The sequence below is a fragment of the Natrononativus sp. DTA114 genome (assembly GCF_059736515.1).
This window is the reverse complement of sequence record NZ_JCASSN010000003.1, coordinates 1048089-1070308: the sequence shown is the minus strand read 5'-3', so window position 1 is coordinate 1070308 and position 22220 is coordinate 1048089. Positions and strand designations below refer to the sequence as shown.

Here is a 22220-nt window from a genome sequence, read left to right as displayed (position 1 = left end):
CACTCATACTACACTTTCACGCCCCACAGCGGACGCACCACAGCCACACCACACCGCGACCGCCACCCAGGGGCCATTACACCACACCCGAAGAGCAACCGCGCTCCATCGGGGCGTACTTTCGGGAATCAGTTTTTGGATTCCCGGTTCAATACACCACCAAGTGGCAACACTGATCCGGCGACAGTTTCGCTCAATCACCGTTGTGGGCGAACGGTAATCATTAATTACCGTCCGCTTGTGAAGTAAGAGTACATTGTTTCACCCTTCGACGCGTGGGTGGCTGCGAACCTCCCTCTACTCGGCCACTTCTTCCAGGAGGGATTCTCACCCACGACGCCGTTCTGTCTCTACTTCGATGGAAACGTCGCCGACTCAGTCATCGTGGGTCTCGCGGCGTGGATTCGCCAGCGGGCGGACTCCACGTAGAACAGCGCTCGAGCGGGCCGATTCTCCCGGTTGTGTTGGTCGGGTCACGAAACCGTTCGTCGAACGGAGAGAGACGTCTCTTCGATGATAGTAACGTGTCGCCCGGAACACTAACGACCAACCTCATCCCGTGGCGGCGTGCCGCGTCGGTTGGATAACCCTCGTGCCGGGCGAGTGGCTCGACAGGAGCCACCAACTGTGTCGCGTGCCCGGGTTCGCCGGACTGTCATCGCACCCAAGTGGGTATGCTCGGACGGGGACTAAAGGCACGCAGTCGAACGGAAGCACCCCAGCCGAAAAACGCTTTCCCGTTCGCCGCCGGCTCAGTCGGTCGACGGAGCGGAAGCGTTCTCCGATCCGGCGTTCTCCTCGAGCCACGCGTCGTACTCCTCGGGCTCGAGAACGATCACAGTTACGCCCATCCGGGAGTGACCCGCTCCACAGAACTCGACGCAGTGGCCGTCGTACTCGCCGGGCTCGTAGGCGTTGGTGTGGAGCCGGGTGTACTCGCCGGGGAAGGCGTCCTGCTTCACCCCGAGGTCGGGGATGAACAGCGAGTGGATCACGTCGTCGGCGGTGAGCCACATTGTCACGTCCTCGTCGGCCGGGATGACGATCTCGTCGCGCGTCGTCACCTCCGCATCCGGATAGGTGATCTCCCACCCCCACTGGAAGCCGCGGACGTGGAGCTCTTCGGCGTCGGTGTCGGGGAGGTCCTCGAGATCCTCGATCGTCTCGCCACCACCGGGTTCGGTCGGCTGATCGGGCGAGATGTACGGACTAACGAGCACGGTGTAGCCGGAGATACCGACGAACAGCAGGATGATCGCCGTCGCGGCGGTCCAGGTAACCTCGAGCGCCGGATCCTCGGTCGTCGGCTGTGGATCGTCGTTGCCGTGGAATTTGATCGTCGCGTAGACGAGAATCATGAGAACGAACAGCGAGAGCGGGAGCGCGACGTAGAGTAGCTGATACTCGAGGCCCTCGATCAGGTCCCGATTGGTCGACTGGGCCGCGACCGAACCGGTGAGCGCGACCGCTCCGAGGAGGGCAACGAACGAACCGGTGAGGCGACGACGCATCGACCGGTCTTCACTCGCGAGTGACAAATACGGCGTTCCCGCTCGTCGAGAGTGTCTGCTCGCAGAACAGCTCCGCCCCGTACTGATCCGAAAAGTGAGCAGTCAACCGCAACGACAGTCTCGAAGCTGTCAATCCACCTTTATTGTGAGCGCAGGTGAGTGCAGTGCTATGCATTCCGGGGACTGCGTCGGTCGGCGCCAGCGGAGGCAGCGATGAGTCGGGCGCTCGTCCAGTTCGCTCTGTTCGCGCTGGTTCTCGCGGGGTGTCTGGGGGTGATCCTCGCTGCTCGCCGAGGGCGGGCGACGGCCGCCGACGGCGGATACGCGGCGATCAGTGATCGAGAGGTGACGCTAGCGGCGACTCGAGCGGCCGTCGTTCGGTGGACGACGACGACGAATCACCGCGACATCGGTCTGCTCTACATCGCGCTCGGCACCGTCGCGGCGCTGTGGGGCGGCGTCGACGCGATGATGATGCGCACTCACCTCCTGACGCCTGCGGCTGACATCTGGACCGAACAGACGTACAACGAACTGTTCACGATGCACGGGCTGACGATGCTGATCTTCTTCGTCTCGCCCGTCTTCTTCGGCATCGGGAACTACTTTTTGCCGCTGCTGATCGGCGCCGACGACATGGCGTTCCCGCGGTTGAACGCCGTCGGCTTCTGGATGCTCCCGCCCGCGCTGTTGCTCTCGCGGATGGGGATCATCGCCGAGGTGACCGGCAATACGCTCGCGCTGGTGGTTCCGGAGGCGTGGCTCGAGTTCCTCTTCGTGCTACGCGAACCCGCCATCGGCTGGACGATGTACGCGCCGCTGTCGACGACGACCCCCGATCCGCAGATCAACTTCCTCCTGCTGGGGCTGCACCTGAGCGGCATCGCCACGACGATCGCCGCGATCAACTTCGTTACGACCATCGTCTACGAGCGCGACGAGTCGATCGGCTGGGGGAACCTCGACATCTTCTCCTGGAACATGCTGGTCACGAGCGGGATCATCATCTTCGCGTTCCCGCTGCTGGGAAGCGCGCTGTTGATGCTCCTGTTCGACAGGAACTTCGGGACGACCTTCTTCGCGACCGAAGGCGGCGGGCCGATCCTCTGGCAGCACCTGTTCTGGTTCTGGGGCCACCCGGAGGTGTACATCATCTTCCTGCCGGCGACCGGGTTGATGAGCCTCATCCTCCCGAAGTTCGTCGGGCGAAAGCTGTTCGGCTTCAAGTTCATCGTCTACTCGACGCTCGCGATCGGGGTACTCTCGTTCGGCGTCTGGGCACACCACATGTTCACGACCGGTATCGACCCCCGCATCCGGGCGAGTTTCATGGCGACGTCGGTCGCCATCGCGGTCCCGAGCGCGATCAAGATCTTCAACTGGATTACGACGATCTGGAACGGAAACGTGACATTCGCCGCGCCGACGATCCTCTGTGTCGGCGGCATCGGTCTGTTCATCTACGGCGGGATTACGGGCGTCTTCCTCGCGGTAATCCCGATCGATATCGTCTACCACGACACCTACTACGTCGTCGGTCACTTCCACCTCATCCTGATGGGGATCATCCCCCTGATGATGTTCGCCGCGAGCTACTACTGGTACCCCATCCTGACGGGCCGGATGTACGACCGTCGTCTCGCTCTCTTCCAGTCGACGATGCTGGTCGGCGGCTCGACGCTCACGTTCGCGACGCTGATGGTGATCGGATTTCTGGAACTTCCGCGGCGGTTCGCGACCTACCCGCCGGAGTTCACCACGCTGCAGGTCGTTGCGACCGTCGGCTCGTACATTATCGGACTCAGCGTCCTCCTGTGGCTGTACAACATGCTCTGGTCGTACTTTCACGGCGAGCGCGTCGAGCACGCCGATCCCTGGGGGCTGAAGTCGACCGACCAGTTTACCCGCGAGTGGCAGTGGTTCGAGGAGAAACTCGAGCGCGACCGCGGCATCGAACCGGTCGAACCCGAGGTCGTCCGCCAGACGTACGTCCCCGCGCCCGAAGCGGAGGTGCCGTCGCTTGTCGGTCGAATCCGTCCCGTCGCCAGACGGGTCGTCGGCGACGCGCTCGCGGGGGCGGTCGGCGGCCTTATCGGGACCATGCTCCTCTCGGGCGTGCTCTTCGTGGCGGTCATCCTCGGCGTCTTCGATCTCGAGTCGTTCACCGACCTCGCCGTGCTCGTCGGCCTCCCGCCGAACATCGGCCTCGGGTACGTGATCTTCCTCGTCGGCGGGATGACGACCTGGCCGCTGCTGTTTCTCGCCCTCGGGGAGTACCTGCCCGGCGACCTCACTCTCGTGACCGGGCTCTGGTACGCCACCGTCATCGCCTCCGGGTTCGCGATCGGCTTCCACACCGACCAGGCCGGCCTCGAGCTGTTCGCCTACCTCGTCTTCGTCCTGATCGCCCACTGGCTGTACGGCCTCGGATTGGCCGGCACCCTCGAGTACCTCGGCAGTCGCCGTCCAGCCGCACCGGAGGAGTACGACCGTGAGTACTGAGGGGGAGCCGACCGCAGCGGAGGAGTCCCGACTGGTAACCTACGTGGTTCCCTTTTTCGGCGTGTTGCTGATCGCCGTCGGCATCCCGGCTGCGGTTCTCGGTGGCTACGTCGTCATGCAGGACGCGCTCGGTCTCTGCGGCGAACCGGATCTTCGAGTCGCCTCGCTCGAAGAGGAAGCGCCCCCAGTGACGACCGGAACCCTCGAGTTCGATGCGCTCTCACCGGCCGAACAGGCCGCCGTCGAGGCGGCGATCGAGAGTCCCCTCGAGGAGGGGACGATCGAGGGGCCGCTCGAGAACGAGGACGCCCTCCTCGCGGGCGTCGTGATCGAGGTCGACGGCGAGCCCTACTACGTGACGATCACGTCGCTGAACTCCTGTCTCGAGGCCGAGCCACTGTTGTTCCCGATCGGTGTCGCAGGCGTTCTCGTCGGAATTGCGGGGGTGCTGACGCCGCCGATCTACCGGCGGATGGCGGGGTTCGAAGAGCGGATGCGACGGCCGTAGGGAACTCACACCGCGGTCAGTAGAACGCCCCGCCCCCGTAGAGGACGACCACCAGAAAGAGCCAGACCCCGTCGACGAAGTGCCAGTACAGCGAGACGGTCGCGACCGAGGTGTCCCGCTCGGGGTCGTAGTGGCCGCGAACCCCCCGCCAGAGGACGATGGCGATGGCCGCCACCCCGAGCGCAACGTGGAAGCCGTGGAGCCCGGTGAGCCCGAAGAAGGCGCTGCCGAAGATCCCCGTCGAGAGCGTGAGCCCCTCGAGGACGACGAACTCGTAGTACTCGAGGGCCTGCCCACCGAGGAAGACGATCCCGAGGGTGAGCGTGAGCCCCATTAGACCGAGAAACCGCCGCCGCTCACCTCGCTCCAGCGCGTGATGGGCGTAGTGGATCGTCACGCTGCTCGCGAGCAAGATGACGGTGTTGGCGAGCACGAGCGAGGTGACCAGCGGCGGCAGTTCCGGCGGCGGCCACGTTCCCACGCGGATGAAGAAGTAGTAGACGAACAGCGCGGCGAACGTCGAGACGTCGGTCGCCAGAAACAGGACCGTCGTGGTGACGTACGACTCGCGGGACTTCCGAACGAGAGCCTCGCGTGCGGGTGCGAAAAAGGCCTCTTCGAGCCAGCCCGCGATCCCCGCGAATAGGACGATCCCACCGACCGCGACGAGGCCGATTCCGGCCAGCGGCGGTGCAACGCCCGCGGTATCCGCCAACAGGTAGATCGCAAGGCCGGCGTACAGCCCGGCAGCGCCGAGGGCCGCGACGAGTGGCCACCGGCTCCGGTGTTCGTGTTCGTCGTGCCCCTCGGTTTCGCCACCGTGCGGTGGGCGCTCGGGGCCGTCCTCGAGGGACTCCCTGGTATCCCCGGTGGTCGAGTTCCCGCTGTCGGCCGGCGGGGTGGCCGATCCCATAGCACAGGCACCACCTCGAGCAGGAAAAAGGGACCATGCAGTGTCGCTTCGGTAGCGTACGGCCGGTCGCTCCAGCCGTACTGACCCGGATATTTATGCTCGACTTCGACACACTGTGTGTATGGTTTCTGACATCAGTCTCGTCAGGGTCGCGTTCAGTCGGCCACCCAGGATAACCGTTCCCCCGCCGAGCGAGGACTGGGCGACTGTCGATTTCTACCCCGACGACGGTCGGACTGTCGTGCTGGGCTACGTCTGCAACGGCGACTCGAGGAATCGATTCGTCCCCAGACGGGTCGAACTCGACGCCAGCGGCTCCGGCGAGACGCTTTGCGTCGAGGTAGCCATCACTGATCGCTCGAACGCGGATCAATTGATCCTGGGACAGAGTCCTGGATACGCGTATCGTATCGAGGCCACATTCGACGCGAGAATACCGGAGTTCTACGAGATAACGCACTTCGATGCAGACGGCGACGAACAGTTCGGCATCACCGACGTGTTCCTACCCGAGCAGCGAACGCCCCGTCATCGGGAACGTTAGTACGTGTACTCGTCTTCCCGAAGCTGGACGTACTTCCCGTTTCGGTACTTGAACTTGCGCTTCTTGTACGCGCCGACGATCTTCGTCGCGCCGATGCCTGCGGAGTACTTCTTCGAGATCAGCGCGCCGCCGTCGGTCGAGTCCTTCATTCCGCTGACGACGTCGAACGCCCAGTCCCAGTCGTCGGGTTCGTAGTCGCCGACGACGTCGGCGAAGGAGACGTTTCGGAGGATCTCGTCGCCGATCGCCCGCTTCCAGACGTCGTTGTAGTTCTCGAGGGAGTCCGTTGCGGCCAGCCGGCCGGCGATCTTGCCGGTGCGGACGGCGACGTGGTAGCCGCCCTCGTGAAACGCCGAGGTGGTCCCCATCGCCCCGCCAGCGACGGCGATGTTCGCGTCGACGGGCGACTCGATCGGTCGGGTCGAGGAGATCGGGTAGGTTTCAGTTCCCTTCGACTTCCCGCGATCCTCGACGATCGGGATCTCCTCTTCGATGTCGTACTCGTCACCGTAGAGGTGCTCGAGCAGTCGCCGGATGTACTCCGAGCCGGAAGGGATCCTCTCGTCGCTCGGGTCGAGCAGCGTGTAGGACTCGGGGTAGTCGACGTCCTCGAGGTCCATCCCGATCGGCATCGTCAGGCCGACGCGGCCGACGGTGCCGTCGTTCGGGAATATCCACGGGTAGGCGGTCTCGCCGGGGATGTACCCCCACCAGAACTTCAGCCGATCCTTTTCGAACAGTTCCTCGGGGAACTCGCGGTACTCCTGGTAGGCGATGTGGTTCGCACGCGGCGGCGACATGTACTCCGAGACGCTGCGACCAGTAGGGAGGAACTGATCGAGTGCGTCGAGGGTGATCCGACGCTGAGGACCGTCGGCGAGGACGACGTACGTCGCCTCGATCTCGTCGCCGCTGGCCAGGGTCAGCGTGTGGCTGGGCGACGCCCCCGAGAGATCGGTCTCGAGGTCCTTCACACTCGTACCGACGCGAAGGTCCGCCCCGGCGTCGGTCGCGCGCTCGTAGAGCCAGTCGTCCATCCGCGCCCGGTGGAAGGTGTACCCCAGTTTCGGGTAGGTGGCCTCGATACCGGTCGTCCGCATCTCGAATCGGGTGCTCGGACCGATGAAATCGACGGCCTCGAGTTCCTGAAGGATCACGTCCTCGGGGATCTCCTCGGGGTCGAAGTCCATGATGTCGATCCAGTAGTCGAGCATGCCGGCGGCGTCGGTCGAGTCCGGCCCCAGTCCCTCGCGGTCCTCCCGTGGGACGCCCTGTTCGAACAGCACGGTCTCGGCGCCGTGGGCGGCGGCCCGTTCTGCTGCTGCGGCGCCCGCCGGCCCGCCACCGACGATTGCGACGTCAACGCGTTCCATACTCCGTGGGGACTCAGCGCCCCATATTAAACTGCCTGAAACTCCTGTCGGCGGACCGGTGTGAGTCCGCGGCGTGGGCCACGACACCGTGCGAAACGGTATCGAATCGAAATGATGTTTCGGATCGAAATACCTAAACGAGGGCGACGCCAGGCTATGAGAGAGTCAGTTAGAATCCGATGCGTCAGTCCCTCCACATCCTGTTGTCCGCCCTCCTGTCAGTCCTCTCGAGAACCCTGCGAAACCCGGTCGAAGCCGCCCTCTGGTACGTCGGCGTCGCTCTCGCCAGGTTCGGCTACGTCGACCGGCACCGCGTCGACCGAACGACCGAACTCGCCTGGCCGCGGATCGTCACCGGCATCGCCCGGATGTCTAAATCCGTTGCCGACCTCGCGATGGTCGGCGCTGTCGCCGGTTCGGGAGCCGTCGCGGGTATCGGTCTCGCGACGCCGTTCGCCTTTCTCGCCGGCACTCTTGGCGGTGGGATCGCCGGCGGCACCATCGCGCTGGTCTCCCAGCGCTACGGTGCCGGCCGCTACGACGAACTCGACCTGGTCGTCAAACAGAGCGTGTGGCTGACGGCGCTGGTCACCCTCCCGCTCATGGTCGTCTTTCTCGTCTTCCCGGGCGAACTGATCGGCCTCATCGCGACCGACGCCGAGATGCACGCTGCCGGGACGACCTACCTTCAGGTGATGAGCGTCGGGACCATCTTCATGGGCCTCAATCTCATCGGGAGCCGAACGCTCGTCGGCGCGGACGACTCCTACGCGGCGATGGTCGTGCGCGGGAGCGGCGCGATCGCGAACATCGCGTTGAACGTCGTCTTCATCTTCGGCCTCGGACTCGGCGTCGCCGGTGCGGCACTCGGCTCCGTTCTCGCGAACGTCCTCGTCACCGGACTGTTCGTCTACGGCTTCTTCGGCGGCCACGTCCCGTTCGTCGGCCGGTTCCCCGTCACCGTCTCGCTGTCGGGGCCGTACGTCGACCGCGGGCTGATCCGGGACCTGGTCGAGATTTCGACGCCGATCACGCTCACCAACCTCACCTGGTCGACCGCGCAGTTCCCGATTCTCGCGGTGATCGCCGTCTTCGGCTCCGAGGTCGTCGCCGCGTTCATTATCGCCCAGCGCGTCCGCGGCCTGATGGACACCCCCAGCTGGGGACTCGGGCTCGCTTCCTCGAGTCTGGTCGGACAGGAACTCGGCCAGGCGAGGGAACTCGAGGCCGACGCCTACGGCCAGGACATCCTGCGGATCACGATCGCGATCTACGTGGTCATCGCGGCGACCGTCTTCGTTTTCGCCGAACCCGTTGCAGCGGTGTTCGTCGCCGAGGGTGACTCGCTCTCCCTGACGACCGTCTTCGTGCAGGTCGCCGCGCTCAGCGTGATCTTCAACGGCCTCAACGGGGCCGCGTCAGGACCGCTCACCGCGAGCGGCGACACCCGCTGGCCGTTCTACGGCCGCGTCCTCGGTCTCTACGGCGGCGCACTGCCAGCGGCGTACCTGGCGGGCACCGCGCTGACGATCCCCGGTATCGGAACGATTCCGGCGCTCGGCCTCGCGGCGTTGTACGCGGCGCTGGTCCTCGAGACGCTGGTTCCCGCGGCGGTCACCTGCTACCGGTTCTCGACGGGTAAGTGGCGAGTGATCAGCCGCTCGTACCGCCCGGAGGGCGTGGCGGCCGACTGAGTCGGCTCTCGAACCGTGTCGCTGCAACGACCGGTAATACGCTCTTATCCGGTCGAAAACACCGCTTTCGATCGCTCGAGTAGTGGCAACCTGTCGTCGTCCGTTGGTACGATCCTCACATTCCGACCGCGTTCGCGGGCGGCTCTGACTCGATTCGCAGTGGCAAAATAACGTTCCACCAGGCCGTCTCCCGCTGGGCGGTCGCGACGGGCCGTGACGTACCGCAGGGCGCTCGAGTGGAGTAATCTAGAAGGGCGTTGACGGGAGTGAGCAAACGCATCGCGTTTGCGAGCTACATCACGCTCGCGAGCGAGTAGAACGAGCGAGCGGGCGTGATGGAATTCGAACCACGCGAAGACGTGCTCACTGCGTTGCGCGCGCCTTCTCTACTTCGAATTCCGTAGTGCCGTCCGCACAACTCACGTCGTTCGTTGGCGGACGGGCGTGACGGGAGTGAGCAAACCCGAAGGGTTTGCGAGCTATGTCACGCTCGCGAGCCACGTAGTGGCGAGCGGGCGTGACGGGATTCGAACCACCTGAACTTCGCTCGCTGTGCTCGCTCGTTCCGTACTTCGAATCCCGCAGTGCCGTCATCGCTGCTCGCGTTCGCTCGCAGCAGATGACGGGCGTGACGGGATTCGAACCCGCGATCAGAAGGTTAGGAACCTCCTGCCCTCTCCGCTAGGCCACACGCCCCGGCAGCAAAACCAGCGGCCTCAGTTCGTTTCGGTTTCCGTTTCGTCTTCCGTCGCGAGCGAGTCCGTCTCGACGAAGTCGTCGTCCTCGGTTGCGACATCGTCGGTCGCAACGTCCTCGTCACCATCGTAGTCGCCCGTCTCGCGCATCTCTTCGAGTTCGGTCTCGACCTTTTCACGACCCTTCTGGAACTCGCCCATGGCCTCTCCGGTCGATCGTGCCAGTTTCGGGATCTTGTTCGCCCCGAACAGCAAGATTGCGATGAAGAGGATAATGAGCAGTTCCGGACCCCCGGGTGCGCCGGGGATGAACAGCGGTGCGATTTCGGCTACCATCTCTATGCGTGGCTTACCCGCTGGCAATTATAACCTTTTTGGACCGCTTAGCTAGACCGGGCCGACGACAGCCGTGGCGACGCGGCTCTCGCCCGATCCCGACCGAAAAATCACACTCCTGTGTCGACAGTCCCTGGCCGTTCAGCGCTCTTCCGGACGACCGATGATGATCGCGTTCTCGACGAGCGTTCCGTGTGCCCGACGAAGACGTTCAGAGAGCGCCTGGTGAGAGATATCGAACTCCGCCGCGAGCTCGTCCATCAGCGCATCTCGCGGAATCTCGTAGTAGCCGCGTTCGAACGCCGTCTCGAGCGTATCCTGCTGGTCGTCGGTCAGTCCGAACCGGCCCTTCCGACCCTCGTCGAGGTTATAGATGGTGTAGATATCCATCGAGAGTTCGTTGGACTGGCAGTACTCGTACGTTCGCGAGAGCGCTTCGCGTTCGGGAACGAGAATTCGAAGCGTCCAGCCGTCGCTGTTTCCCTGTGCCGACAGGACCGTTCCGTCCTCCTCGACCAGAATCTGGATGAGCGTTTCGATCCGGCTGATCCAGTCCATCTGGTAGAGTCGTTCGTCCTCGAGATCGGCCAGCAGTTCGGCGGTCTCGACGCTCTCGTCGGTTTCGAGGAGGTCGTCGAGACCCAACTCGTCGAAGTCGTCGCTTTCGACCCAGACATACGGCATCACGTGGCTCGAATCGCTGGCTACAATCCGTTCGATCTCGAACTGTACGTTCTCGAGTTGTACCATCGTCTCCGCCAGTGCGAACTCGTCGGCCTCGAGCCCGATTTCGGCGACTGTCCCTCCCATACCGCCGCAACATCGTCGTGGTCTAATAGTCTGTCGCCACGGTCGTCCCGCCGTGCCGGCTGGTGATACCGGATCGATCCACGCGGTGACTGGTCCGGGAACGAAACTATCTTTTTCGAGAGGGGAAAAGGGCCACCGATGCCAGCAACCGGCGACTCCGCACCCGACTTCACCGCACCGCTTGCAACCGGCGACGTCGAGTCGATCACACTCTCCGAGCGACTCGAGGACGAGGCCCCGATCGTTCTCGCGTTCTTCCCTGGTGCGTTCACGAGCGTCTGCACGACCGAAATGTGTACGTTCGACGACCGCCTCGAGGCGTTTGAGGGCCTCGAGGCGACCGTCTACGGCGTCAGCGTCGACTCTCCGTTTGCACTCAACGAGTTCCGCGCGCGGAACGACCTCTCGTTCGACCTGATCAGCGACTTCGAGAAGGAGATTATCGACGCCTACGACGTCCGGACGGACTTCGAGAACCTGGGGGTCTACGGGCTCGCCAAGCGCGCGGTGTTCGTCGTCGATTCGAACGGCGAGATTAGCTACGCCTGGGTTAGCGACGACGCGGGCGTCGAACCCGACTACGACGAGGTCGAGGCTGCCGTCGCCGAGACGAGATAGGATCTGTCACTCTCCGGCGGAGCGTTTTTTTGTCCGGCACGCGACGGTGGGGTATGAGCGATGCAGAGACGAATTCGGATCCTACCGACGACCCCCGCCGCGTCTACTCTCCCGCGGACGATCATAACTTCCCCGACGCCAAACTCAACGAGGTACTCGCGTTCGTCGACGCCGACGAGGAGATTCAGGCCTACCTCGAGGCCCAGAACGTCAACGCCGTCGACCGCAAACACTACAACGACCACGGCGCGAAACACATCTCGATCGTTCGCAACCGGGCGCTGTGTCTGTACGACCTGCTGAAAGCCGGCGACGTCGACTTCAACGGCGCACGCCAGCAGGACCTCGAAGAGGCGGACGAGTCGGTGATCATCGCGCTCGCGGCGATGCTCCACGACGTCGGCCACATCGTCCACCGCGACCAGCACGCCTACTACTCGATCCCGCTTGCTGCGGACATTCTCGACCGAGTGCTGCCGGAGTTCTACGACGTTGCGGACAGCGTGCGGATGAAGGGTGAGGTTCTTCACGCGATCCTCTGTCACCACACCGCCGAGACGCCGTTGACGACCGAAGCAGGGGTCATCCGCGTCGCGGACGCCCTCGACATGGAGCGCGGCCGCTCGCGAATCCCCTACGAGCAGGGTGGCCGCGGCATCAACACGCTCTCGAGCCAGGCCATCCGCCGCGTCTCGCTCCACGAGGGCGAAACCCGACCGGTGATGGTCGAGATCGCGATGACCAACGCCGCGGGCGTCTACCAGGTCGACAACCTCCTCAAATCCAAGCTCCGCGGTTCGGGACTCGAAGACGAGATTCGGATCGTCGCCGTCAACACGAACGAGAACCACGAGCAGCTGGTCGAACGCATCGAGCTGTAGTGTCGCAGTCGAACCGTTCAAGCGCCGCCGCTCCCTCTCTCGAGGCATGACCGACGAAGAGTGGAACGATCCCGAGCCCGGGTCGGGGCTCGACCGCCGGCGGCTCAAAATCCGTCTGGGCTGTGCGGCCGTCACCCTTCTCGTGCTCGTCGTCGTCACCCGCTCCTTTCTGGTCGACGCGCTCCCGCTGCTGTGGCCGCCGACGGAGCCGCTCGCACAGTGGTCGACGCTCGTGCTCCTTCACGCGTTCGGCTACGTACTGGTCCCGCTGATGATCGGTTCGCTCGTCGCGGACGTCCTCCTCGAGCGCCTGGCGTAATCAGACCAGCCCGTAGGTGCCGTCGACGCGTTCGACGTGACCGCGCTCGCGCAGCGTGCCGGTGATCGAGAGCACGGATCCCTTGTCTACGTCGAGCGTCGCACAGAGTTCGTCCGCCGTGGCCCGCTCGCGAACGGCCAGGTAGAGGTAGACGAGCTTCGCCTGCGAGGACTCGAGGTCCTCGGGTATCGACACGTCCGGTCGTGTCCGCGCTTCCAATTTCATACTCGTCCTCGAGTAGTTCGACGATATTAAAACTAGCTGTCGACAGATGTCGAAATCAGTCGAGCGGTCCTCGCTCCGCTCTCGTGGCCGATCACACCTCGGTTACGAGACGGGAGCCGACTGGCCGAGGGTTCGCGAAGCGAGCGCGATGCTCGAAAGGCGCGAGCACCGTTCGGAGGTCAGGGAGAGTCAGAGCGCTTTTATCGCTTCCGTCCCCCTCACCGCTATGGATCCGAAGTTCATCGCACTGGGACTGTTGACCGGCTTTCTCACCGGTGCGTTCTTCGCGCTGGTCGACGTGCCGATCCCCGCACCGCCGGAGCTACCGGGGCTGATGGGAATCGTCGGCATCTACCTGGGGTACAAACTCGTCGAGGGGATGGACGTCAGTCTCAACGTCCTCGAGTCGCTCGGCTTCTAGCTGGCCTCGAAACCGCTCGCGACCTCCCTGGCTCGTTCTCTGATCGCCGCCGCGTCCACGACTTCGACCTCGCTGTCGCGCACGAGCACCTCGCCGTCGACCATCGTGAACGTCACGTCGTCGCCGTGGGCGACGAAGGTGAGGTGCGAGAGCACGTCGTGAATCGGCGTCCCGCGGGTGATATCCGTTTGCAGTCCGACGATATCGGCTTTCCACCCCTCCCGGAGCGCCCCGACCCGCTCGAACCCGGCGGCGTTCGCGCCGTTTCGGGTCGCCATCTCGAACACCGTCCTCGCTGGCAGGGCCTGTGGCTCTAAGCGATCAACCTTCTGCAACAGCGAGGCCTGGCGCATCTCGGTGAACGGATCGAGCGTGTTGTTACACGGCGGGCCGTCGTTGCCCAGCGCGACGTTGATTCCCCGGTCGAGGTAGTCGAGCACCGGCGCGACGCCGCTGGCGAGTTTCATGTTCGACGAGGGGCAGTAGGTGACGTGGGTTCCAGTTTCGGCGAGCACCTCCCGCTCGGTTTCGTCGGTCCAGACGCAGTGGGCCAGCACGACGTCCTCGCCCGTGAGGCCCACCTCGTCGAGCCAGTGGATGTTTCGCATTCCAGTCTCCTCCTCGACGGTCGCGATCTCGCCGCGGTTCTCGCTCGCGTGGGTGTGGATCATCACGCCCTCGTGGGCGTCCGCCAGTCCTCGGCTCCCCCGGAGACACGCTTCGGTGCAACTCACTGCAAACCGCGGGGTGACGGCGTATCGGATGCGCCCCCCTGCGGTGTCGTGATACCGCTCGATCAGCCGCTCGCTCTCGGCCAGGGCCTCGTCGGTCTCCTCGAGCAACCCCTCGGGAGCCTCCTTGTCCATCATCACCTTTCCGAGTCGCCCTCGGATGCCGAGTTCGGTGGCGGCCTCGAACGCCTCCGCCGCGTGGGCCACCGAGAGGTGATCGATACAGGTCGTCGTTCCGCTCTCGATCATCTCGAGGTAGCCCAACTCGGCGGCGACGCGCATCTCCTCGGCGGAGAGCGAGGCCTCCATCGGGAGGACGTACTCGAACAGCCAGTCGAGCAGTTCGGTGTCGTCGGCGATCCCCCGTCCGAGACTCTGGACGGAGTGGACGTGCGCCCCCACCGTTCCGGGCATCAACACATCGCAGGCGTGGCGCTCGTGGTCCGGATACCGCTCGAGACAGTCCCCTCGCTCCCCCACCGCGACGATCGTATCGCCCTCGACGACGACCGCACCGTCGTGCACGACGGTCTCGGCGTCGGCGACGACCGTTCCCGACAACAACATACCGAAAAACGATAGCCGAGCGCTCCCCTTAGCTCTGCTGGTCCGGGTCATACTGTCGGACAGAACTATTCGAAGACCGGTCGATCGGGTGTGGCTGTCTCCGACAGCCGCGTATTCGCGACCGGCTTCTCACTGACTTCTGTCCACAGTATCAGTAGCTGCGGATCTTCGGCTCGTAGGTCTTCTCCTCGCCCTCGAGGATGACGGGGCGGTACCAGATCGACGGCTTGCCGCCGTTCCAGGAGATCATCGTGTGTTTGAGCCAGTTCTCGTCGTCGCGTTCCTGGTTCTCCTGGCGCCAGTGGGCGCCCCGGAACTCGTTGCGCACGAGGGCGCCGAGGGTGATCGTCTCGGCGACGTCGATCAGGTTCCGCGTCTCGTAGGTCATCTGCAGGTCCGTGTTGAACGTCCTCGAGGGGTCGGCGACGTAGACGTCGCGGTACTCCTCGCGACACTCCCGAATCGTCCGCAGCGCGCGTTTGAGCCCCTCCTCGTTGCGGAAGACGTTGACGTCGGCGGTCATCGCCTTCTGGAGTTTCGCGCGGATCTCGGCGTGCTGGACGCCGTCGTCTTTCCCCATCAGGTACTCGACGCGGTCGCGCTCGGCCTCGACGGCCCGCTCTAAGACGCCGTCGACGTCGGCGACCTGCCCGGAGCCGTCTGCAGCGACGTCGTCGACGGGCTCGATCCCCGCCTCGCCGGGCGTGATCGGAAGGTCGAGGTCGGTCTCTTCCTCGACGTCGTCCGTGTATCCCGTTTCGATCTCGGCCTCGCCCAGGTCCGCACCGGCGGCGTGGCGGCCCGCGCGCTTACCGAAGACGACCAGTTCCGGCAGGGCGTTGCCGCCCAGGCGGTTCGCGCCGTGGACGGAGACGCAGGCACACTCGCCGGCGGCGTACAGCCCCGAGATACAGGTCTCGCCGTTCTCGTCGGTTTCGATGCCGCCCATCTCGTAGTGCTGGCCGGGCTTGACCGGCATCGGCTCGACCAGCCCGTCGACGCCCTCGAAGTCCTCCGCGAGGTGGAGAATGTTCTCGAGGCGATCGATGATCCGCTCGGCGCCCAGGTGGCGCATGTCGAGGTGGACGTACTCGTCTTCGACGCCGCGACCCTGGTTGACTTCTGTCAATTCGGCCCGCGAAACCACGTCCCGGGAGGCGAGTTCGCCGTCGTTGTTCGCGTAGCCGTGTTCGAACATGAACCGCTCGCCGAGTTCGTTGTAGAGGATGCCGCCCTCACCGCGGACGCCCTCGGAGATCAGCACGCCCGTGCTCGGGAGCGTGGTGGGGTGGAACTGGACGAACTCCATGTCTTCCATCGGCACGCCCGCGCGGTAGGCCATCGCGTTCCCGTCGCCGGTACAGGAGACGGCGTTGGTGGTGTGGTCGAACGCCTGGCCGGGGCCGCCGGTCGCGAGGATCACGCCCTGGTTGGCCTTGAACCCCTCGACGACGCCGCTCTGGACGTCGTAGGCGACGACGCCGTGGCAGGTCCGGTCGGTCGGGTCCGCCTCGTCGGTGACGGCGAGGTTCATCACGTACCACTCGTCGTACACCTGGATGCCGCGCTTGACGACCTGCTCGTAGAGGACGTGCAGCAGGTGGTGGCCGGTTTCGGCCCCCGCGTAGGTCGTTCGCGGGAACGAGAGGCCGCCGAACGGGCGCTGGGAGACCCGGCCGTCCTCCTCGCGGGAGAACGGCATTCCCCAGTGCTCGAGGCTAATCGTATCCTCGGGGGCGTCCTTGGCGAGGGTCTCGATCGCGGGGGCGTCGCCCAGGTAGTCCGACCCCTTCATCGTGTCGTAGGCGTGGAGTTCCCAGTCGTCGCCCTCTCTGAGAGCCGCGTTAATTCCCCCCTCCGCAGCGCCGGTGTGGCTGCGAACCGGGTGGAGTTTCGTTACCATCGCCACGTCCGCGCCCGCTTCGTGGGCGCCGATCGCGGCCCGGAGGCCGGCGCCGCCGGCGCCGACCACGATGACGTCGTGTTCGTACATGATTACCAGAACTTCAGGTTTTTCTTCACTGCCTCCCGCTTGAGCTCCTGAATGTGCTCGGTCAGCGGGATGTCCTTCGGACACACCTCGGTACAGGAGAACTGAGTCTGGCACCGCCAGACGCCGTGTTCCTGCTCGAGAATGCGGAGTCGGTGCTCCTTGATCTCCTCGCCCTCGCGGTCGTCCATCGCAAAGCGGTAGGCCTTGTTGATCGCCGCGGGGCCGAGGTACTCGTTGTCGCCCGCCGCGATGTTACACGAGGACATACAGGCCGCACACCAGATACACCGCGTGGACATCTTGACCTTCTCGCGGTTCTCGCGGGTCTGGCGCTGCTCCTCTAAGTCGGCCGCGTTCGGGGTGTCCTCGTCCTGGAAGTAGGGCTCGACGGAGTGCATCTGGTCGTAGAAGTGCTCCATGTCGACGACCAGATCCTTGACGACCTCCTGGTGGGGCAGCGGTTCGACGCGCACCGGGTGGTCGAGGTCCGACAGCTGCGTCTTACAGCCCAGGCGCTGGCGCCCGTTGACGAAGAAGGCGTCGGAGCCACAGATCGCTTGCCGACAGGAGTGTCGGAACGTCAGCGAGGCGTCGAACTCGTCGCGGGCGTAGATCAGCGCGTCGAGGACGGTCATCCCGCGCTCGAGGGGCACGTGGAAGTCGTCGAAGCGGGGCTCCTGTTTCCCCTCGACTTCGGGGTCGTAGCGGAACACCTTGAGGTGGGCCGTCTCCTCCTCGGGCTCGGCGTCCCTGGCGGCCTGCTCGCGCTGGGCGAGGCTCTCTTCCTTGCGCTGGAGACGCTTCTGCTGGGGCGAGGAGAGTCCGCTCATCTCCTGGTCGGCCGGTGCCTCCTGCGATTCGGGTTCCTCTGGCTGTTGTTCCTGTTGTTGTGTACTCATGTTAGATCCACCCCGACATAGCGAGTGCGACCCAGATTCCCTGGACGATCAGCGCGCCGCCTGCAATGACGAGCACGGCGAGGACGACCTTCTTCTGTGTACCTTTCAGGCCCTGGTTGACCAGGGCGTTGTAGACGCCGTTGACGCCGTGGAACGTCCCGGCGATCAGAAAGAGCACCATCGTCAGGAAGTAACCGACGTTCTCCATGCGGGCCTGCGTCCCGGCGAACGTGACGTCCGCCGCGTGGTTGACAAAGTGCAGGAGGAAGAAGTGGAAGGCGAGCACCACGATCAGAAACGCCGCCGTGACTCGCTGGAGCAGCCACGCGGTTCCGCCCGGCGCGAACGAGGAGTAGCGCTCCGCCATTAGAAGCCCACCCCCTGGAGGAACGTCGGCACGCTCGCGACGGTGATCGCGCCCGTCAGGATCAGCGAGGCGTAGAAGCTCTTGTCCTGGGCCTCGAGACCGATTCCGAGATCGACCATCAGCAGTCGGATTCCGTTCATGATGTGAAAGACGGCGACCGCGAGGAGGCCGACCTCGAGCACCCGGACGATGAAGAGGCTCTCGAGCCCCTGGATCGTGCCGGTGTAGGCGTCGACCTGCTCGCCGGCGAGCAGCATCGTCTGGCCGTCGGCCGCCGCGATGGCGCTGCTCAGCACGGCGATGTGGGTAAACAGGTAGCCGATCAGCATCCACCCGGTGAACTTGTGGAAGATCCACGCCCACATCCCGGCTGAGAACTCCTTCCAGCGACCGAAGTCCTCGATGAGACCGCGATTGTAAGACTGACTCATACTCTCACTCGGTGAGTTAGGGCGCTGGGGTATAGAAGTTACTTTTATCGCTCCCTGACCGTCTCCCGACGCGCCGAGGCCGCGGTCGGATCACGGTGATCGGCGGTCGCCCGCGCGGGCCATACACAGACGACGCGCGCCTACTCGGGAATGCCGACGAAATCGTCGTCGGCGTCCGAAAGTTCGCGCTCGAGGGCCGTGAGCGTGTCCTGGCTCAGGCCGACGAGGTGACACAGCGGATTACCCGGGTAGACCACGGGGTTCTCGAGGACGCCGACGAGCAGGCCGGTAAAGGGCGCCTCGACGGTGTCGATGTCGTCTTCCTCCTTGAACGGGTTCGTGATCGTACAGATGACGTCGTCCTCGTAGACGAGCTCGCCCCGACCGTGTTTCATGTCGACGATGCCGCCGACGTCGGCGCGCAGCCAGGTCTTCTCGTCGGCGTCGTCGATGACGGTTCGCCAGCCGGGCCAGTGGACCGCCGACTCCGTGTGGAGACCGAACTCGGCGAGCACGCTGGCGACGCCGGTGAGCGCCCGGTCGATCAGGTTGCGCTGGAACCGGTGGGCTTCGCCCATCTCGATCGTGATCGTCGGTACGTCGGCTTCGGTCGCCTCCCGTCTGAGGGTTCCCGATGGCCCCTCGCCGGCGATAATCACGTTCGAACTGAACGCGTTCGCGAGGCGGGCGACCTCGGGGCGTTCCATGTTCGCCCGGACGTGGAGCATGTTGGTCCGCCCGCGCGTCGAGGTGTGGAAGTCGAGGCCGATGTCACAGGGCTCGATGAAGTTCGTGAAGATCCGATGGGCCATGCGCCGGGCGCTCGTGCTGTCCTCGCGACCGGGAAACGAGCGGTTGAGGTCGCGGTCGTAGATCGGCAGATACCGTTCCTGGGCGAGAAAGCCGGGGACGTTCATCACGGGCAGGCAGATCAGCGTCCCGTGGAGGTCCGCGTGGTCCCAGTCGTGGGCGACCTCGCGAACGACCTCGATTCCGTTGAGTTCGTCGCCGTGGGCGGCCGCCGAGAGAAACACCGTCGGGCCGGGGTGTTCGCCGTTGATAACCGTCACTGGGATCCTGACCGGGTCGCCGAGATAGGTTTCGCTGATACCGTAACGGATGTTCGCGGATTCGCCGGGGTCGACGCGACCGCCGTTGTAGGTAAACACGTCGTCACGTTCGTCGGGAGGAGGGGAAGTCGCGACCTCGTCGCTCATACCGGCAGCTATGGCGGCACACGTATAAACAGTGCTGCCTGGCTCGAGATCCTGTCAACAAGAGGTAATAGATCCGGGGGCGCACGCCCGCCGGGGCAGAGATTTTGTAGCAGGCCGTCGTATCCGCCGCCATGGAAATTCGCGAGGCAACTGCCGAGGACGTTGACAGTATCCGGTCGATCGCTCGCGAATCGCTCTCGAGTTCCTACACGGACTTCCTCGAGGAGGAGACGATCGAGAACGCCGTCGAGCAGTGGTACGGCGACGACCTCACCGACGACCTCGAGGCCGAGGACGCGCTCTACCTCGTCGTCGACACCGACGACGGCGTCGTCGGCTTCTCCCAGAGCGAACTGATCGGCGAGAGCCAGGACATCGGTCAGATCCTCTGGCTGCACGTCGACCCGGACCACCGCGGCGGCGGCACCGGCGTTCGCCTGCTCGTCCGCACCCGCGAGGAACTGCTCGACTTCGGGGCCGACCAGCTGAGAGGCGTCGTCCTCGAGGACAACGAACTCGGCAACGAGTTCTACGCGACCCACGGCTTCGAACAGGCCGGCACCCGCGAGGTCGACGTCGGCGGAAAGACCTACACGGAGAACGTCTTCCTCGGCGGGGACCTCGAGACCGACGACCAGTGGCGCTCGCTCGAGGAGATCGAGGCCGACGGCGAGACCCTCTACGTGAGCTACGGCGAGGCCGCCAGGGGATCGAAGGCGCCGTTTTACACCGCCTACGAGACCGACTCGGGCGAGGCGCGCTACGGCTGGTTCTGTGGCAACTGCAACACCCTCGACAACGCGATGGACTCGATGGGGCGGATCGAATGTAACTCGTGTGGCAATCGCCGGAAGGCAACTCGCTGGGACGCCTCGTACCTCTGAACGATCGGTGTTGGGGCTGGCGTCACCAGTATCGGCGCTGGACGGCTCCTGTGAGCCAGCACCGGGCGTCCGACCCGTCTCCGTTTTGTAACCGTTCTCGAGCGATCAGCAGTCGATTCGGGGCACGGTGATTGTCACCGCTCCCGAACCGTTTCGACACTCGAGTTCCTGTAGTGTCGGCGTTCGCGTCCGGCAGACACCGCATTACAAACCACCGGGAGAGCGACCGGCCGAGTGGTTCGGCGTCTGCCGATCTCACTCCTATGAGCACACGCGATCATATCGTCCGAGGATTCAAAGCCACGCTCGTCGCCCGCGGGATTTATATGCTCTCGAGCGCGCTGTTGATGGTCGTTCTCGCGCGGTACCTGCTCGAGCCGGACGCCTACGGTGCGCTGTTCTGGGCGATCGGGATCCTGGCGGTGATCCAGCTGTTCGCCGACGTCGGTCTCGGGAAGTCGGCCGCGCGGTACTTCGCGGAGTACCGTGAGAAGGATCCGGGGCAGATTCCGTACCTGATCCAGTCGACGGTTGCCTACAAGCTCATCGTCATTTCGCTGGTGTCGTTTCTCCTGCTGGCCTTCCACGAGCAACTCGCGACCGCGCTCGGCGAACCGGAGGTCGCACCGTTTCTCGCCGCCGGCGTCGTCTACCTCCTCGCCAACTCCTTCAACGGTTTCACGCAGGTCGCCTTCCAGGGGTTCAACCACCTCGTCTACAGCGCCGCCGTCCAGGCGATCGGCGGCGTCACCCGCCTGCTGTTCGCGGTCGCGTTCGTCCTCGCGGGCTTCGGCGCGCTCGGTGCCTTCTTCGGCTACGTCGTCGGCTACGCTATCGCCGCCGTTTTCGGCGTGGCGGTGCTGTACCTCAAGTTCTACCGTCCGTACGAGCGAGCCCCGCGGTACGAATCCGGCCTCTCGCGGCGGCTGCTCGAGTACAGCGTTCCGCTCACGGCGACCCGGAGCGCAAACGTCGTCGACAAACAGATCGACATCGTCCTCGTCGGTGTCTTTCTCAACCCCGTCGCGGTCGCCTTCTACACCCTCGCGAAGCAGATCACGGACTTCGTGCTCGCCCCCGCCGAGTCGCTCGGTTTTACCATCTCGCCGAACTTCGGCGAGCAGAAAGCCGCGGGTCAACTCGAGCGCGCCCGGACGATCTACGAAACCGCGCTGACTCACGCGCTGTTGCTGTACGTCCCCGCAGCGGTCGGTCTCGCAATCGTCGCCGACCCGTTCGTCCGACTGGTTTTCGGCGGGGAGTACGGCGGCGCCGTTCCCGTCCTCCAGATCCTCTGTCTGTTTATCGTCCTCCAGGCGATCACGAACCTCACGAGCGACAGCCTCGATTACCTGGGTCGAGCGCGCGCCCGCGCCCTCGCCAAGGGTGGGACCGCTGCCGCCAACTTCGGACTCAACATCGTTCTTATCCCAACCATCGGCGTCGTCGGGGCGGCGATCGCGACGATCGCCACCCACAGCGTCTACGTCGCCGTGAACCTCTACATCGTTCACACCGAACTCGACCTGCGACTCGAGCGACTGGGTCGGTCGGTCGGGCTCATCTGCGGGATCACGCTCGTCATGGCGCTCGCCGTCGTCCTCGTGACGCCGCTGGTCTCGAGTCTCCCGATGTTGGCCGTCGTCATCGCGCTTGGTACGGCTACCTGGAGCGTTCTCGCGGTCGTGAGCGGGCTCCTCGACCCTCGAGAGGTGAAGACGGCGCTCGCCTGATCCGGGCCGGCAATCTATCTCCCCGGGAGACAATCACGCGAAGATACG

23 protein-coding genes and 1 tRNA gene are annotated in these 22220 nt (G+C 64.6%); 11 read left to right on the top strand and 13 right to left on the bottom strand.

What is annotated here, in order from left to right; translation table 11 throughout:
- The first annotated feature begins 279 nt into the window (after positions 1-279).
- Positions 280-429, top strand: a complete 150-nt coding sequence (locus AC6I6S_RS15725; protein WP_497951461.1) for a hypothetical protein — start codon at positions 280-282, stop codon at positions 427-429.
- Between the two features lie 323 nt (positions 430-752).
- Here AC6I6S_RS15725 and coxB read toward each other — a convergent pair whose 3' ends face one another.
- Complete coding sequence (gene coxB, locus AC6I6S_RS15720; RefSeq protein ID WP_497951459.1) at positions 753-1511, bottom strand: cytochrome c oxidase subunit II; 759 nt, start codon at positions 1509-1511, stop codon at positions 753-755.
- Positions 1512-1724: 213 nt separating this feature from the next.
- On the opposite strand from coxB, the gene AC6I6S_RS15715 reads away from it, so the two are divergent.
- Complete coding sequence (locus AC6I6S_RS15715) at positions 1725-4013, top strand: DUF6789 family protein (RefSeq protein WP_497951457.1); 2289 nt, start codon at positions 1725-1727, stop codon at positions 4011-4013.
- On the top strand, positions 4003-4521 hold the full coding sequence (locus AC6I6S_RS15710) for a DUF7979 domain-containing protein (protein ID WP_497951455.1): 519 nt from the start codon (positions 4003-4005) through the stop codon (positions 4519-4521). The genes AC6I6S_RS15715 and AC6I6S_RS15710 overlap by 11 nt, the downstream gene beginning before the upstream one ends.
- A gap of 16 nt (positions 4522-4537) precedes the next feature.
- Here AC6I6S_RS15710 and AC6I6S_RS15705 read toward each other — a convergent pair whose 3' ends face one another.
- Entirely contained in the window at positions 4538-5434 is an 897-nt protein-coding gene (locus AC6I6S_RS15705; protein ID WP_497951453.1) for a cytochrome c oxidase subunit 3, read from the bottom strand.
- Positions 5435-5555: 121 nt separating this feature from the next.
- Here AC6I6S_RS15705 and AC6I6S_RS15700 point away from each other — a divergent pair, with 121 nt between their 5' ends.
- Positions 5556-5978: a hypothetical protein gene (locus AC6I6S_RS15700; protein WP_497951451.1), complete on the top strand. Its 423-nt coding sequence runs from the start codon at positions 5556-5558 to the stop codon at positions 5976-5978.
- On the opposite strand, the gene AC6I6S_RS15695 is transcribed toward AC6I6S_RS15700, so the two are convergent.
- Complete coding sequence (locus tag AC6I6S_RS15695; RefSeq protein WP_497951449.1) at positions 5975-7351, bottom strand: NAD(P)/FAD-dependent oxidoreductase; 1377 nt, start codon at positions 7349-7351, stop codon at positions 5975-5977. The genes AC6I6S_RS15700 and AC6I6S_RS15695 overlap by 4 nt on opposite strands.
- A 179-nt stretch (positions 7352-7530) precedes the next feature.
- Between AC6I6S_RS15695 and AC6I6S_RS15690 the strand changes: the two genes are divergently transcribed.
- Complete coding sequence (locus tag AC6I6S_RS15690; RefSeq protein ID WP_497951447.1) at positions 7531-9045, top strand: MATE family efflux transporter; 1515 nt, start codon at positions 7531-7533, stop codon at positions 9043-9045.
- A gap of 623 nt (positions 9046-9668) precedes the next feature.
- Here AC6I6S_RS15690 and AC6I6S_RS15685 read toward each other — a convergent pair.
- The 3 genes from AC6I6S_RS15685 to AC6I6S_RS15675 form a co-directional block, all read right to left on the bottom strand.
- Positions 9669-9741, bottom strand: a tRNA-Arg gene (locus AC6I6S_RS15685).
- A gap of 20 nt (positions 9742-9761) precedes the next feature.
- On the bottom strand, positions 9762-10076 hold the full coding sequence (gene tatA, locus AC6I6S_RS15680; RefSeq protein ID WP_497951445.1) for a twin-arginine translocase TatA/TatE family subunit: 315 nt from the start codon (positions 10074-10076) through the stop codon (positions 9762-9764).
- Positions 10077-10217: 141 nt separating this feature from the next.
- Positions 10218-10886 carry a helix-turn-helix domain-containing protein gene (locus AC6I6S_RS15675; protein WP_497951443.1) on the bottom strand — a complete coding sequence of 223 codons (669 nt, stop codon included), beginning with the start codon at positions 10884-10886 and terminating at the stop codon, positions 10218-10220.
- A 138-nt stretch (positions 10887-11024) separates the two neighbouring features.
- Here AC6I6S_RS15675 and AC6I6S_RS15670 point away from each other — a divergent pair, with 138 nt between their 5' ends.
- The 3 genes from AC6I6S_RS15670 to AC6I6S_RS15660 are packed head-to-tail and all read left to right on the top strand — an operon-like array spanning position 11025 to position 12704.
- Complete coding sequence (locus AC6I6S_RS15670) at positions 11025-11504, top strand: redoxin domain-containing protein (RefSeq protein WP_497951441.1); 480 nt, start codon at positions 11025-11027, stop codon at positions 11502-11504.
- A gap of 53 nt (positions 11505-11557) precedes the next feature.
- The gene (locus AC6I6S_RS15665; RefSeq protein WP_497951439.1) at positions 11558-12385 is read left to right on the top strand and encodes an HD domain-containing protein; all 828 of its coding nucleotides are present in this window, start codon (positions 11558-11560) and stop codon (positions 12383-12385) included.
- A 46-nt stretch (positions 12386-12431) separates the two neighbouring features.
- Positions 12432-12704 carry a hypothetical protein gene (locus AC6I6S_RS15660; protein WP_497951437.1) on the top strand — a complete coding sequence of 91 codons (273 nt, stop codon included), beginning with the start codon at positions 12432-12434 and terminating at the stop codon, positions 12702-12704.
- On the opposite strand, the gene AC6I6S_RS15655 is transcribed toward AC6I6S_RS15660, so the two are convergent.
- Entirely contained in the window at positions 12705-12929 is a 225-nt protein-coding gene (locus AC6I6S_RS15655; protein ID WP_497951435.1) for a helix-turn-helix domain-containing protein, read from the bottom strand.
- 226 nt (positions 12930-13155) lie between these two features.
- Here AC6I6S_RS15655 and AC6I6S_RS15650 point away from each other — a divergent pair, with 226 nt between their 5' ends.
- Complete coding sequence (locus tag AC6I6S_RS15650) at positions 13156-13350, top strand: XapX domain-containing protein (protein ID WP_497951433.1); 195 nt, start codon at positions 13156-13158, stop codon at positions 13348-13350.
- Here AC6I6S_RS15650 and AC6I6S_RS15645 read toward each other — a convergent pair.
- The 6 genes from AC6I6S_RS15645 to AC6I6S_RS15620 all read right to left on the bottom strand — a co-directional run bounded on the left by AC6I6S_RS15645 (position 13347) and on the right by AC6I6S_RS15620 (position 19555).
- Complete coding sequence (locus tag AC6I6S_RS15645) at positions 13347-14648, bottom strand: 5'-deoxyadenosine deaminase (protein WP_497951432.1); 1302 nt, start codon at positions 14646-14648, stop codon at positions 13347-13349. The two genes, AC6I6S_RS15650 and AC6I6S_RS15645, sit on opposite strands and share 4 nt — an antisense overlap.
- Positions 14649-14799: 151 nt before the next feature.
- Entirely contained in the window at positions 14800-16641 is a 1842-nt protein-coding gene (locus AC6I6S_RS15640) for an FAD-binding protein (RefSeq protein ID WP_497951431.1), read from the bottom strand.
- Positions 16642-16643: 2 nt separating this feature from the next.
- A complete protein-coding gene (locus AC6I6S_RS15635) occupies positions 16644-17540 on the bottom strand; it encodes a succinate dehydrogenase/fumarate reductase iron-sulfur subunit (RefSeq protein WP_497951430.1) in 897 nt (298 codons plus the stop codon).
- A gap of 1 nt (position 17541) precedes the next feature.
- Entirely contained in the window at positions 17542-17907 is a 366-nt protein-coding gene (locus AC6I6S_RS15630) for a succinate dehydrogenase/fumarate reductase transmembrane subunit (RefSeq protein ID WP_497951429.1), read from the bottom strand.
- Positions 17907-18338: a succinate dehydrogenase, cytochrome b556 subunit gene (sdhC, locus tag AC6I6S_RS15625; protein WP_497951427.1), complete on the bottom strand. Its 432-nt coding sequence runs from the start codon at positions 18336-18338 to the stop codon at positions 17907-17909. The genes AC6I6S_RS15630 and sdhC overlap by 1 nt, the downstream gene beginning before the upstream one ends.
- 140 nt (positions 18339-18478) lie before the next feature.
- Positions 18479-19555 carry a succinylglutamate desuccinylase/aspartoacylase family protein gene (locus tag AC6I6S_RS15620; RefSeq protein ID WP_497951426.1) on the bottom strand — a complete coding sequence of 359 codons (1077 nt, stop codon included), beginning with the start codon at positions 19553-19555 and terminating at the stop codon, positions 18479-18481.
- Positions 19556-19686: 131 nt separating this feature from the next.
- Here AC6I6S_RS15620 and AC6I6S_RS15615 point away from each other — a divergent pair, with 131 nt between their 5' ends.
- On the top strand, positions 19687-20439 hold the full coding sequence (locus AC6I6S_RS15615) for a GNAT family N-acetyltransferase (protein ID WP_497951424.1): 753 nt from the start codon (positions 19687-19689) through the stop codon (positions 20437-20439).
- 263 nt (positions 20440-20702) lie between these two features.
- Positions 20703-22172, top strand: coding sequence for a flippase (locus tag AC6I6S_RS15610; RefSeq protein WP_497951422.1), 1470 nt, complete (start codon positions 20703-20705; stop codon positions 22170-22172).
- Positions 22173-22220: the final 48 nt, after the last annotated feature.